General features: G+C 41.4%; 10 protein-coding genes and 1 pseudogene. All 11 read left to right on the forward strand.

The features are described from left to right. Positions 1-135 precede the first annotated feature (135 nt). The 11 genes and pseudogenes from FNH22_RS19615 to FNH22_RS19665 all read left to right on the forward strand — a co-directional run bounded on the left by FNH22_RS19615 (position 136) and on the right by FNH22_RS19665 (position 13,468). Complete coding sequence (locus tag FNH22_RS19615; protein WP_143400139.1) at positions 136-2,550, forward strand: TonB-dependent receptor plug domain-containing protein; 2,415 nt, start codon at positions 136-138, stop codon at positions 2,548-2,550. Between the two features lie 19 nt (positions 2,551-2,569). Continuing rightward, positions 2,570-3,862 carry a hypothetical protein gene (locus tag FNH22_RS19620; protein WP_143400140.1) on the forward strand — a complete coding sequence of 431 codons (1,293 nt, stop codon included), beginning with the start codon at positions 2,570-2,572 and terminating at the stop codon, positions 3,860-3,862. A 32-nt stretch (positions 3,863-3,894) separates the two neighbouring features. Further along, positions 3,895-4,311, forward strand: coding sequence for a DoxX family membrane protein (locus FNH22_RS19625; RefSeq protein ID WP_143400141.1), 417 nt, complete (start codon positions 3,895-3,897; stop codon positions 4,309-4,311). A 285-nt stretch (positions 4,312-4,596) separates the two neighbouring features. Next, a pseudogene (locus FNH22_RS32955) lies at positions 4,597-4,896 on the forward strand (protein-S-isoprenylcysteine O-methyltransferase); the annotation flags it as partial. 22 nt (positions 4,897-4,918) lie between these two features. Further along, positions 4,919-5,821 (forward strand): ABC transporter ATP-binding protein, encoded by a 903-nt coding sequence (locus tag FNH22_RS19635; RefSeq protein WP_143400142.1) that lies wholly within the window; start codon positions 4,919-4,921, stop codon positions 5,819-5,821. An 18-nt stretch (positions 5,822-5,839) separates the two neighbouring features. Then, positions 5,840-6,685, forward strand: a complete 846-nt coding sequence (locus tag FNH22_RS19640) for a hypothetical protein (protein WP_143400143.1) — start codon at positions 5,840-5,842, stop codon at positions 6,683-6,685. A 112-nt stretch (positions 6,686-6,797) separates the two neighbouring features. Then, the gene (locus tag FNH22_RS19645; protein WP_143400144.1) at positions 6,798-10,052 is read left to right on the forward strand and encodes a hypothetical protein; all 3,255 of its coding nucleotides are present in this window, start codon (positions 6,798-6,800) and stop codon (positions 10,050-10,052) included. Between the two features lie 139 nt (positions 10,053-10,191). Next, positions 10,192-10,473 (forward strand): type II toxin-antitoxin system ParD family antitoxin, encoded by a 282-nt coding sequence (locus FNH22_RS19650; RefSeq protein WP_143400145.1) that lies wholly within the window; start codon positions 10,192-10,194, stop codon positions 10,471-10,473. 17 nt (positions 10,474-10,490) lie between these two features. Continuing rightward, on the forward strand, positions 10,491-10,781 hold the full coding sequence (locus FNH22_RS32960; protein WP_143400215.1) for a type II toxin-antitoxin system RelE/ParE family toxin: 291 nt from the start codon (positions 10,491-10,493) through the stop codon (positions 10,779-10,781). A 345-nt stretch (positions 10,782-11,126) separates the two neighbouring features. After that, complete coding sequence (locus FNH22_RS19660; RefSeq protein WP_143400146.1) at positions 11,127-12,587, forward strand: vanadium-dependent haloperoxidase; 1,461 nt, start codon at positions 11,127-11,129, stop codon at positions 12,585-12,587. 74 nt (positions 12,588-12,661) lie between these two features. Next, entirely contained in the window at positions 12,662-13,468 is an 807-nt protein-coding gene (locus FNH22_RS19665; protein WP_143400147.1) for a DUF4198 domain-containing protein, read from the forward strand. Positions 13,469-14,334 lie beyond the last annotated feature (866 nt).

Below are 14,334 nucleotides of genomic sequence, written 5' to 3' on the forward strand. Positions count from 1 at the left end.
ATGATCTTAAAGTGTTTAGCTTTTCTCCTTATTGCGTACGTTTTTCTCCCTTTGGCGTAGGTCCTTGCATTATCCATACGCGTAGGTTTGCTTTCGTTTAGAATAATTCTAAATAAGCATTTAATAAATCTACTCGTGTATACCAGGTATAGTTCTTTTTTCTCGCTATCTCAACTTAAATCGCTTCTATTCTTTTATGCTTTAATTGGTACACCGGCATTGTTGGCTCAGCCAAACAATGCGAATGTAAAGTTCAAGGTCCTGGACTCAAATAAAGATAAAATTCCAGGGGCATATGTAGAAGTTTTGGGGACAGACTTCAAGGGCATTTCTGATACAAATGGTGAGGTCAGGTTTGCGCTTGAACTTGACAGGTCATACAGCATTAAAGTTGCTTATCTAGGGTTTGAAGATTTAATACATAAGGTTCAAATAAGCAGAAATACCACATCGATACGCTTGAATCTGAAGGAGAAAGTTACTGAACTTGATCAAGTGGTTATCAAAGGTGGTTCTGAACGAGATAGAGTTCTCAAACAGCCTCATAAGGCAGCGTTCATCAGTTTGGAGAACATTAGATCCCAACCTGTGGAAGTTGTCAATATCATCAACCAGATGCCAGGTATGCGCATTCGGCAGAATGGGGGTGTGGGCAGTGAGGTGAACATCTCTATCAACGGAATAGGAGGAAAAGGAGTGAAGACATTTATCGATGAAATCCCTGTTTCTTTACTTGGAGCGGGCTATTCACTCAATAATATCTCTCAAGGAATCATTGAAAACATAGAAGTGTACAAAGGGACGATCCCTATAAAGTTTGGCTCGGATGCCCTGGGAGGCGTAATCAACATTACCACCAGACAAAAGAATTCGGACTATTTGGATTTGAGCTACTCTTATGGCTCATGGAATACACACCAAACGACATTGGGTTTAAACAAGCGATTCGGAAAAGATCGCAAGTTCGGTGTCAGTCTGGAGGGATTTCAAACCTATTCGAACAACAACTACTGGATGGATGATGTGCTGGTCAAAGATGAGCTCACCTCAAAACCAGGAATTACCAATACCAAAAGAGGACGTGCCAGAAGATTTAATGACACTTTCGATTCAAAATTGGTCAGGCTGACAATTGGTGCAAGAAACCTCTCATGGGCAGATGAAATCCAACTACACTCCACGCTATCCAACGTTGACCGTGAATGGCAGCATGGTGTGACCGCCGAAAACCCTTGGGGCGAGGCATTTTCCGAGGAAGACTCCTGGAGTACTGCCTTGACCTGGAAAAAATTCGGAAAAGATGACCGCTGGGATATCAATCTTTCGTCAGGATTCATCACCAACCAATTGGCTTTCGTTGACACAACCCGTAAAACGTATCGCTGGGACCAGAGTTTTGAACCCCGTCCATCCGGTCTCCAAGGCGAATCAGGCATTTTTAGTAACGGTACTACTCCGCTGGTGGATAAGGAAACGTATTTCATCAGACAGAGCGCTAACCTTGCCATAGACAAGCAGCACAGCCTAAACTTAACTGCGTTATTTACACGAGATGCACTCAGGGCCGCTAACCGTGCATTTTCTCAAGAGAATCAACAAGGTCTGGGAGAACCTCAATACCTGCTTAAAAACTACACAGGCCTGGCACTACAGAGTGAACTGTTCCATTCGGCACTCACTAATATCATTTCCGTCAAACACTTCTACCAACAGTCTGAGGCCATCAGTTTCGAATTTGACGAAGTAGGACCGACAGAGCAAAATGTCTACTCAATGTTTGGTTATGGAAATGTACTTCAGTATCACATCAACCCATCTATAGTCGCCAATTTGGGTTATGAATTTACCGTACGCCAGCCGGATAGTGATGAGTTGTTCGGTGACTTTATCAGAATAATCCCAAACCCTGGATTAAGACCGGAAGAAAGCCAAAATATCAATTCAGGTATAGGGTGGACATCTAAGAATAAAAAGATTAAAGTTGGAAGTTCGTTTTTTTACCGAAACACGTCCAACAAGGTATTTCTGATAGTGGCTGACAGGGCCAACTCTCAATATGAAAACCTGTCACGGGTAGAAACAACCGGAGTGGAGATAAACGGAAGTTTCCAACCTATATCCACTCTTAAATTTTCGCTCAATGCAACCTATCAAAACGCGATAGCCAAAGAACTGGATACCAGTAGAGGTTTTTCGACGAGTTCTATCGGCGAGAGAGTTCCCAATGAGCCTTATTTCTTTTCCAACTTCATAGCCGATTATTCTATCCCAAAACTGCCCGTTAGCAAGGGTAAAATCAAATTACTGTATAGCCTGAATTATGTAAACTCATTCTTGATAGCCTGGGATCAGAACGCCATAGACCAGTCCAATACTCCATCCCAAACGATCCATAATCTATCTGCCGCATGGCTGGCGCCCAAAGAAAAATGGAGTGTGGGGTTTGAATGCCGAAACCTCTTTGATGCACTGGCTTTTGACAATTTTGAAGTTCAAAAACCCGGGAGAAGTTTTTACGTCAAGGCAAGAATTTTCTTAGAAAGAATTTAAGTATAACGAATCGAATAAAATGAAAAAACAACTTTACAAAGCAAACAGGTTTTTACTTTATGTACTCCCGTTACTGGGGGTCTTATCCTTCGTCAGTTGTGATGACGATGATATAAAAGTCGATCAGCAACCCGGGGAGTTTGCGATGATCACTTCTACGCTGAATGCCGACGGTCAAAATCGTGCCTTCTTCCTGCAACGGGTCTCCGTAGACTCTACTGGTTCCATCAGTAATAGTAATGCTACAGAATTAAGTCCGGCGACAGGTGCTATGGTGCACTCTTTCAATGGCTCGATTTTTTTTAGTGACTATGCCATTGGCCAAATGGTCAAATGGGATTTAGACGAATCTAACAGAGCTATCAAGGCTGGAGAATTATCACTTACAGAATTGGTATTTCAAGGAAATACAGCATTTAAAGACAATAACACGGCATTTGTCGGTGGCCTGAACACAAGCATTGTCATATTTGACCCGACCACTATGATCAAAACAGGAACGATCGATTTTTCTGCGGTCTCCAAGATCGGAGAGTCCACTGATTATCCTACGGAAGGGGGAGTTTATAAGGGTGAAGCTGTTTCAGAAATCATCATCAGGGACAACTTCCTCTTCGCTGCTTTGATGCCGGTATCTAACATAGAAAACTTTGTACCGGCAGAAATCGGATGTTCCATTATCGTAGTGGATTTGGATAAAATCGATGCAAATACTGTAGGAAATCAGTCGGCAGTGGTGAAACGGATCTACGATGAGCGCGGATCTTCCACCGGAGCCTGGGGTTCCGGAGGAGGAAACTCTTTTATGCAGTTAGATGAAAACAACGACATCTACATGCTCTGTCATAATTTCTGGGCTAATCCATTTTTGCGTCCTGGATTTAAGCCTGCCTGTATTCTAAAAATAACAAACGGTGAAACCGATTTCGACCAGGATTACTATTTTGATGTGGAAGATGCCTCCAGAGGCACAGGTAATGGTGTCATGAACTTTGAATACTATGGTAACGGGAAGTTTCTTGCTGCCGTGCAAGATCCGCAGGCAATCGATCCGGAGAATCCATTCTCTTACTTTGTAGACCCTATCTTCCAATGGTGGAGTTTCGATCTCAAAAACAAAACGGCCTCCGTTGTAACGGAAGAATACACCAGAGGGGCACTAGCGGCTGTTTCTTATTTCGAAAATGGATTTGGCTATGTTCCTTTCGAAAGCAACGGAGAAAATTTTGTAATGAAAGTGGACCTGGACAAACTGTCAGCCACTAAGCAATTCGAGACCGTAGGCCTGCCGCAGCTTTACAGCCTGGACTGACTGATGCTGATGGGTAATTTAGCTGCATATCTATGGCAATAACACGATATATCATCCGATTTCTTTTGGCACTGGTGTTTGTATATGCAGGAATAGAAAAACTATTCCTGCCGTACAACCCCTCCGTCTTTAAATCGGATGTAGATATGACTGATCCGAAGTTCTTCGAGTTCTACAACTTCCTGATGGAGACAGGCTATCTCTATTATGTTGGATTTTTCCAGTTACTCAACGGGTCGCTGTTGGTTTTCAAACGCACCTATCTCTTGGGAGCAGTGATGATGGTCCCACTACTATTGTGCCTGCTCATGACGCATGTCTTTATTTCAAAATATGTCGGGTTTATAATATTTGATGGCATTATGTTTTTGATGAATGGAATTCTGGTTTTGAGCCATTTTGGAGAGCTCAAAAGCATATTCTTAAAACCTCAACCAACCCTTATGTAAGTATGGAACCAATTATCTTAAAAATCATCTATGGCTGTTTCATGATTGCCACTTTCATCATTCGAATACCCCATGAACGGAGAAATAAGAAGAATACAATCATTAACAATCAGATTAGTCTCCTGGAAAAATTACTGCTCTTTCTGGTATACATCGGTATGATGATCCTTCCCTTGATCTATTTTTTTTCAGAGCTTCTGAATTTTGCAAATTATCAGCTACCAATCTGGCTTCATTTTCTTGGGATAACGATGATAGCGTTATCCGTGTGGCTTTTTTTACAGATCACATAAAGATCTGGGTCAAAATTGGTCTGTAAGTCTGGAGATACGAAAGCAACATACCCTGGTCTCTACAGGTGTTTACAAGAACATCCGTCACCCAATGTATACAGCGATATGGTTATCAGTTATAAGCCAGGCATTATTACTCAATAATTATATAGCGGGACTGAGTGGCATTTTGACTTTTGGTCTGCTCTATTTCCTAAGAATAAACCATGAAGAAAAGATGATGGAAGAAACTTTTGGGCAGCAATACATAGAATATAAGTCCCACACCGGAAGACTCACACCTAAATTTTAATACATCTAAATCATTCGAAATCATGCAATTAGAAATAAAAAACCTCTCGAAAACGTACTCTAATGGGGTACAAGCCTTGAAAAATGTAAGCCTCAAAATTAACCAGGGCATGTTTGGCCTGCTTGGCCAAAATGGTGCGGGTAAGTCCACGCTGATGAAAACCATCGCTACACTCCAGGATGCCGATAAGGGTAGCATTCACTTTGATGACATAGATGTGGCCAAACAGCCGGATAAGCTGCGCCAAGTATTGGGATACCTTCCCCAGGAATTTGGCATGTATCCTACGGCTACCTCAGCAGAATTGCTCACACATATTGCCGATATGAAAGGCATTACAAATACAGGAGAACGCAAAGACCAGGTAGAAGCACTCCTTCGAAGAGTCAACCTATGGGACGTTAGGAATAAGAAGCTAGGAGGTTATTCCGGAGGTATGAAACAGCGCTTTGGCATTGCTCAGGCACTACTAGGTAATCCTAAACTCATCATTGTAGATGAGCCTACCGCCGGGCTAGACCCGATGGAACGAAACAGGTTCTACAACCTGCTCTCTGAGATCGGCGAAAATACCGTAGTGATCCTATCAACACACATCGTGGAAGATGTGAGTACCCTCTGCAATCAAATGGCGATCATTGGTCATGGAGAGGTATTGCTGACAGGTACTCCAAATGAAGTGGCTGGTGCATTGGATGGCAAAATTTGGGAAAAGGAAATCGACAAGGACGAATTGGAAAAATATGAAGGCTCGCTCAACGTCATTTCTAACCGTTTCCACCTGGGTAAGCTGTTGATTACAGTAGCTTCTGATCATCGACCGGATCATGATTTTGATCAGAAAATACCTAATCTGGAAGATGCTTATTTCAACGTCTTGAAGAATGGTACATTAACCCGTAAAAAAGAGATTGAAACGGTATAATTACTATCAGTGGCATCCATGATCAGACGCATTTTAATCTTACTGCTGCTTGCTATTCTAGCGTTTTCCATCTTTCTCTTAGCGGAAGATTTTACCTATGATGAAATTCAAACAGATATGCTCACTGATGAAAATAGAAGGGCTTTAGTGGTAACCTGGGAAACTGACGACCAAATGGCTTTTTGGAGGGACTATGAAAAAAGTATACATCCTACAGTTAAAGATTTGCATGATCAGAAACTGATAAAACAAGTATTCCCTTTTCATCATAAAGCATTCAACTATGAGGAGGAGGATCAACAATGGACCAATTGCATCGTACTCATGCTTTCGGACAAAGTTGACCATAGCCTCTACTCATCACTCGACTCAGTTATCAGAAAATCAGCTGTAGCGGGGAATTTCCGTGCTTTAGATGTAATGAAAGTTCAAAAAGGAATAGACATGTTCTATCCTGTAAAAAATGGTATCTCGAGAGAACCTAAAATGTCACAAACAATCGAGTATCTGTTTTCTAATATGGAAGCCAGAAAGTCATACTATGAGGATCAATATAGGTTTTCCGGGCCTGCTATGCAGGATTTGCATAGTCGGGACAAGGTAGGACGATTCGTTGGTTTCGAACTAGAGAAAAGAATTGCCGCAACCGAAAATATGCCGGAATGGGACTTGATCCATATCATTGGTTTCACCACTTGGCAAGAAATTAAGGCAGCTCCATTTTTTTACAGCACATGGAACAAACATGCAGAAAGAGCTTTTGGGGAAGGAATGACAATGAAAAAGAAAGTTGCGGAATGGGACCAAATAAGAATAAATGTGAAAGGTAAAATACTGCAAAATTTTGCGTTGACTTTGAGGTGATAGCAGGCTTATAATTAGAACAACAAGCTATCTGATATAGTCAAAAAGTAAAAGTTATGAGAATTTCAACAGAAAGAAGGAAACATAAAAATCGCCCATTAAATAGATACACATGTTAAAAAAAATCTTACAATTCGAGCTGAATGCACGGTTCAAACAACCCATTACGCTCCTCTTTTTTCTGATGCTCGTATTTCAGGGTGTGTGGTATACCCAGGGAAGTTATGAGCATTATGTAAGCGACAGTACGCTGATGAATGGCTCGGCATTATTCTACCGAAATTTTGCCGGTGGAGGAATGCTACTGATCATAGTCATCGCTATTATCACAGGTACGCTGCTTTACAAAGACATTCAGTACAAATCAGCTGGTTTTCTGTATGCGCTTCCCATGAATGAAAAACAGTTTTTCCTGGGACGTTTTATCGCCGCTTTTTTGATCAATGTAATCATCAGTACAGGATTTTTTGTAGGGATGTTGCTGACTCCCTACAGTGGGATCGCCGGCCCTGAAAAGTTTGGGCCTATGCCATGGGGGCAGATGTTTCACGGATTCTTCCTGCTTACCACCGTCAACCTTTTTATGCTCACTATGATATGCTTCTCGATGCTGGTCTTCTTCAAAAAGATGGCGGCAGGATACCTCAGCATATTTGGTGTTGTGATGTTCTTTCTAATTGCTGAGGCAACCCGTGAAAATGCGTCTGATCCTTTTATCTATGAGCTAATGGATCCGTTTACCTATGTGTACACTGCCCATCAAATGGATGCACTGCCGGCGGCCCTGAAAAATACCGGTTACCTTCAGTTCAACACCACTTTCTTCCTGAACCGTCTGCTATGGGTTGGAGGCTCACTGATTTTATTTATTTTGGCTTACCGGAGGTTCTCTTTCAAACAATTCATTACAGAAAATGCAAAGAAGAAGTCGCAATTGGTGGATGACACTTCTAACTCCGGGCTTAAATTGAGCATCCCCGGAGTGAGGCTGGATTTCACCTCTCTGGAATTTATACGAAAGTTTTGGAGGCTCTCTGTATTGGAGTTTAACAATGTCGTCCGGCCTGTTAATTTCAAAATAATCCTGGGCATTTTCGCTTTGATGTTTTTCCTCCAAAACGTCATGTGGAATGCCACCTATTACCTTGGTCCCACCGAACCTCTCACTTCGGTCATGACCTTTGTAAGATTACCGAATGGTTTTTTTATCATGATTATCCTTATGATCTGGGCAGGAGAGCTATTCTTTAAGGATAAAGTATCAAACATCTGGCAAATTACGGATGCACTTCCTGTGCCTATTTGGGTGACTCAGTTTTCCAAGTTTGTGGCCATGTGTGGGATCGCATTGATCATGGCACTTGTCATCATGGCATGTGGTATAGTAGCGCAGGTGCTGATGGGTGGATGGCAGGAAATAGATCTGCTGCGTTATGCCGATGATCTACTGGGGTATAAATGGGGTTGGCTGACTTTTGTGATGCATATTGCTCTTGTGTTTTTTGTCTCTGGACTTACCGGAAACCGCTTCTTAACTCATATTCTATGCGTTGGCTATTACCTGTTTAATATCATCAGCTTCGATCAGGGCATCATGGAAGAGGTGAGATTTGGCTTTGCCCTGGTTCCAGGTGTGGAGGATTATTCCGAACTCAATGGTTACGGTATTTGGAAGACAGCATCGTTCTGGTTTTTCCTGATGTGGACGTGTTTCACTGTTGTATTGGTTTTGCTGGGCATCCATTTCTGGAGGAGAGGCACATCTCTCAATTTCATGCGTAAGCTTACCTTCCGGACCAACCAGCTGAATTTATCAGGCAAAGGAGTGGCTTTACTCAGTCTAATCGCTTTTTTCTTCCTTCAGTCATTCATTGTCAGAGAAGTAAACGATAAGGGCAATTTTGAGACGGAGACCGAGGAGAAAATGTCGGACGCAGCATACGAGAAAAAGTACAAGTGGATAGAACCCATTCCTCAGCCTAAGTTGACTAGTCTTAATGTCGATCTGGATATCTATCCGGCGGAACGAAAAGCCGTTTACGAGGCAGAAATGCAACTGTCCAACCGGGCAGGTATTTATATTGATACGCTTTATCTGCACTTTGAAGACTTTGTGGTTTTTGACCAAATCCAATGGAACAAACAGTCAGTAGCTATCGCCTGGATAGATGAAGCCCTCGGACAATTGGCACTTCCTGTCAAAATAGACTCTGCTGAGACCGGGACGCTGAGTATTTCCGCTAAAAAGCAATATGTAGGGTTTACACAAAGTGGCGAATCTCCTCAACCGGATTTGACCTTCAATGGCACCTTTATGAACGCCAAGGATATCTTGCCCGGGATCGGATACCACTCGGACAGAGAACTGGATCAAAACAGAGATCGTCAGTTCCATAACCTGGAGAAGATCACTTCCAGGATGGCAGGTACGCAGGATAGCGAAGCACGATTGGAAGGCTATTTCACGGCATACGCCGAGTCGATCAAAGGGACGGTGACCATTAGCACCTCTGTTGACCAGATGGCAATAGCACCGGGAAAGCTGGTCCGATCGGATGAAGAAAATGGTAGACGCTCCTACGAGTACAACATAGTGGATGCCAGTCCGTACGAATGGTACTTCGGTTCTGCCAGGTACGAAAAGCAATCTTTTTCTGAGGCTGGATTAGCGAGTCACTTTTTCTACAAGTCATCGCACCATTACAACATTGAATTGTTTCAGAAGGTGGTTAAAAATACTCATCAATTCATTTCAGAAAAGCTTGGGCCCTATCCTTTTGAGGAGTTGAGGGTCGTAGAAATTCCTTCCTATCAAGAGGATAACTATGGGTTCGCAAACAGTATTGCCATCGCTGAGACCGAAGGGTGGTATGTGGATGCTTCCGGCCTGCCTGAAAAAGCCTACATCACTTTTTCTATTGCCACACAGATGATCAGCCACTGGATACACCAAAATGTACAGGTGGCCAATGTGCAAGGCGCAGATATGCTGACCAAGGCTTTGCCCCAGGCACTTGCTCTTCAGGTGGTTAAATCTGCCCACGGAGAGAGGGCGGTCACCGGGCTTTTAGACAAGAAAAAGAGTTTTTATGGCAAAGAGCGTGGCAATGAACCTAACCAAGAGCCGCCATTGATTTATGCAGACGGTATCGACTACCTCGAGGGCAACAAAGGAACGATGGCTATGTATGATTTAAGTCTGACCATTGGTCTTGGAAACTTTTATGGTAAGCTAAAGTCATGGATCAGTGAAAACGAAAACAATCATGTGATCTTTGAAGATCTGTATCGTTCACTTACTGCTAATCTAAATCAAAGTCAAAAAACGAAAGCTGCTAACGATTTTGAGAAAGTGGCAATGCCATAAAAAAATTAAGATTTATAATTACTTTCTAAGAAGAAGCAGACATGTCCTACGGACAAAATTCAGGACAGACATAATATTATATATTGTAATAATATTATTTGAACCAGTTTTACGTATCTTTATGTAAAGGAAAGTCATTATGGGTGAATCAACAAAAACGGTAAGCTTTACACTTGGAAAACATGATAGGGGTTTTATCTCAGATATGGTTAAAAATGGTCGCTTTGGTAATCGAACGGAAGTTGTAAGAGCTGGTTTACGCTTACTTGAGGATTATGAAAACAATCAAAAGCTCCAAAGACTTCGGGTGGAAATTGCCAAAGGTGATGCAGATATTAAGACGGGTCATTTACAATCGTATGCCGAACCTTCAGATTTGCTCAAGGATATTTTAGCAAAAAGCAAAACCCACAAATCATAAAACCTTTACAGCTCATCATAACCGATACTGCAAGTACTGACCTTGCTGGTATTTATGATCATATTTCCGCTGATAATCCAGATGCAGCTTTAGCTTTTCTTGAGGACTTAACACATAAAATTTTTGAGTTAGCAAAATTGGGAGTAACAGGATCATCCCGTGATTGGATAAGTAAAGGATTGCGAGGATTCCCCTATCGCGATAGATGTTTCTACTTTCGAATTATTGAGGATAAAATGATCTTGATTCGTGTTTTGCATGGAAAGCAAGACGTAGCCGGAAATAGTTTTCCACCAGGTACGTTATAGGGTAAGAAATTATTGCTAAAGGAATTTTTCATTATCCATCAAATACTCCATAAACCTGACCCCTTGCTACTTGATGTGTAGCCTCTATTTAGGACGGGACATTTTGCCTACTGCCCCTTGCCTATTGATAACTGGCCAAGAACTTTCCAACGCTGCAAATAGCGTTCATCATCTGACCCTACACATCCGTTGAAGATTGATTAGATACTGGTTATTGAGATGGGTTTTATAAGACGAGGTAGTAAGGTTTGAGCAGTTCGATCGTGTTAATAAAATCACTATTGGCTAACCACCTACTAAAATCTAAAAATTTATAATTTTGATATTATCATCTGCCTCACTCCTATGAAACGAATTTTACCAATAGTTATTTTATCGTCAATAATGGTCACATGTGGCCAAAACCATCAAAACGCTTCCGAACCAGCAGGTGTAGAAAACCTTGCCTATCGGTGGGGTGAAATGGCACTGCAAGCCACTGCCAATGATACAGAAAGGTTTCGGCCAAGGCCAACGGTGACATCGCGGTATCTTGGTTTAATTTTTATTGCTGTTTTCGATGCATGGTCCAGGTATGACGAAAAGGCAACCCCTGTTTATTTGAAAGGAGCAGAAAGACGCCCCCTTAACGAACACTCTCTGAGCAACAAGGAAATCGCCATCAGTTATGCTGCTTTTCGAACCATGGAAGAATATTATTACTCTGATAAAGAACTGTTTGCAAACTTTATGAGGACACTGGATTTAGATCCGGTGAACAACTCTATGGACCCGGCCACTCCTGAAGGAATTGGAAATCTGGCTGCAAAATCAGTGATTGAAGCCCGTAAGGGTGATGGAGCCAATCAATATGGTGAAGAAGAAGGTTCAAACGAAGAGCCGTACTTTAATTACGTTGGGTATGAGCCCGTTAATTCTGCCGATAAAAATGTTGATCTAAACCGTTGGCAACCTAAGTACTTCGCCGATGGCCAAGGTGGAAAATATGCACCGGGTTGTTTAACGCCTTTTTGGGACAAGGTAAAACCTGTTTCACTTAAATCCAGTGATCAATTTCGCCCGGGGCCTCCACCGATGATTGGATCAGAGCAACTACAAAAAGAGGTCCAGGAAGTCATTGAACTACAAGCAGGTTTAACGGATTATGAAAAGGCACTGGTCGAATTTATGCGAGATGGTCCTCAATCCGTACAGCAAGCAGGTCACTGGTTGAAGTTTGCCCAGGATGTTTCCAGAAGAGATGACCATACCCTTGATGAAGATGTTAAGATGTATTTTTTCAATCAGGTGGTAGCGATGGATGCATTTATAGCCTCTTGGGACTCAAAAATGTACTATGACTATGCCAGGCCCTATGCCTTAGTACATAAGTATTACGAAAATCAAATTATCAAAGCCTGGGGAGGGGAAGGCAAAGGCATGATGGAAATGGATGGTAACCAGTGGCGACCTTACTCGCCTGAAACATTTTTATGTCCTCCATTTCCGAGTTATGTTTCAGGACATAGTTGCATAAGTGGGGCCTGCGGTGAAGCCCTTAAACTCTGGACAGGCAGTGATGTATTTGGAGAGGAGGTAGATCTGGTAGCCGGAGCATTAACAGAACCAAATAATCTTGGTGATACTGTGACCCTAAAATTTCCAACATTTACAGAAACTGCAGAAATGGCCGGGATATCGAGAGTTCTCGGAGGATACCACATCCAGGCTGATAACGTTGCCGGATTAGAGCTTGGAAGAAATGTGGCAAAAAATGCATGGAAATTCTATCAAAAGCACGTAAACGGGAACCAGTCCGGTATATAGAACTCAACACAACACCTTTGTAATCTTAAAAAGCCTTAAGCAACAAGCTATATCTATATCTAACTATATTATACATGAGAGCTATTAGCAAAATACTGACGTTGATGGTATTGTTTTTTCTTTTATCGTCACACGAACTCTTTCTTAAATGTGATTCCTACTTTTTTGAGGAAAACAGCCTAGGAGTGCTGTACCTTTTTAATGGAACATTTGATGAAAGCGAAAATGTAATAACAAGGGATAGAATTATTGATCCCCAAATCATTGGACCTGATTACGATTTAAAGCCTTCCTCTGATGATTACTACGATAAAGGTGACATTACTTACTTAAAATTTAAGACAGGGGACGAAGGAACTTATGTGGCCGGAATCTCTACAAAACCAAGAACTATCGAATTAAGTGGAGAGAAATTTACAGATTACCTGGAGCATGAAGGGCTGACCAGGATACTATCAGACCGAAAAAAGAAAGGGATCTCTCATGAAACTGCCAAAGAAAAATATTCCAAGCACGTGAAAGCAATCCTTCAAGTGGATAAAAAAAGAACCGACCATTTTTCTACTCAACTCGATTATCCAATAGAATTTGTCCCTTTAAAAAATCCTTACTACTTGTCCGTCGGTGATGAAATGTCCTTCAAGCTTTTATACCTGGGGCAACCGTTAGTCAATCAAACTGTGCATATAAGCTCAAGGAAAAATTTGGAAGAGAAAGGAAAGGACGAGATCGCTTCAACAACAGACAAAAATGGTGAGGTCAGCTTCAAGATCGATACTAAAGGTCACTGGTACATTGCAACGATTCATATGCTTGAAAGTGAAGAGGAAAATCTTGACTATGAATCAAATTGGGCCACTCTGACCTTTGAAGTAAAGTAGCTCCTTAAAGAGGGTAAGTCGTATGCCAGCATGTTATTCAAGAATTGGTCTGCATTTCACCTCACCTCGAGACACCTTCTGAAAGTTCATCTCCATCAGCAATTACAGTGGTTCCGGACCTTACCTTTCAATTTTGATGACCTATCATTTCCCATCTTTTATTTTGGTTTTTCGAAAAATGAGAAGGATTTCCTATGTTTTTCTCTTCTACTTAAGAAAATGATGAGAAACGAACCTGCCTTTGTCCGAAGGAAATGAAACTCAACAAAAAGTACTTCCTAGATGCAATGTAAGCTGATTTCAAACCAAACAAACACATCATATGGAGAATATTGCTCTCCTGGAACTCAGATAAGAAATAAAAGTTCTGGCTTGATATTTATAACGAGTACCCTGTTAGATCCTTCATGAAAAACTTCAGTTTCTACATTTGTTTGAGATCTCTGCAAATATCTTGTTTAAGTTTTCATTCTTCTCTTTTCCAAGCAGCTAAACCACAGATTGTATTTGGAACAGGCCTACTACTGAAACACTTTATTTCTACATGTTCTTATCTACTTGTAAAAGCAACTTTAAGCAAAATCTAAAGCCAATTTAACAGTAGAAGTCAACTCCAAAAATTGCTTTTTAGTCATATGCCAGCTAACATAAGCGTTCAATAACCATACCTACTATTCAGTAAGTATGCTGTCAGGAATTACAAAAAAATGATCAACCGGATATATCAATAGCGGCTTTTAAGCGTTTTTTGATAGATTTACTCCCTAAATCTTAGTTAGCACCTTGAAATATTTAAAAAATATTATTTAAAACTTGTTTTAGTTCAATGAATTACAAATAATATCATTTTTTGATATGTTGAAGCA

This window comes from Fulvivirga sp. M361, assembly GCF_007097395.1.
GTDB lineage: Bacteria > Bacteroidota > Bacteroidia > Cytophagales > Cyclobacteriaceae > Fulvivirga.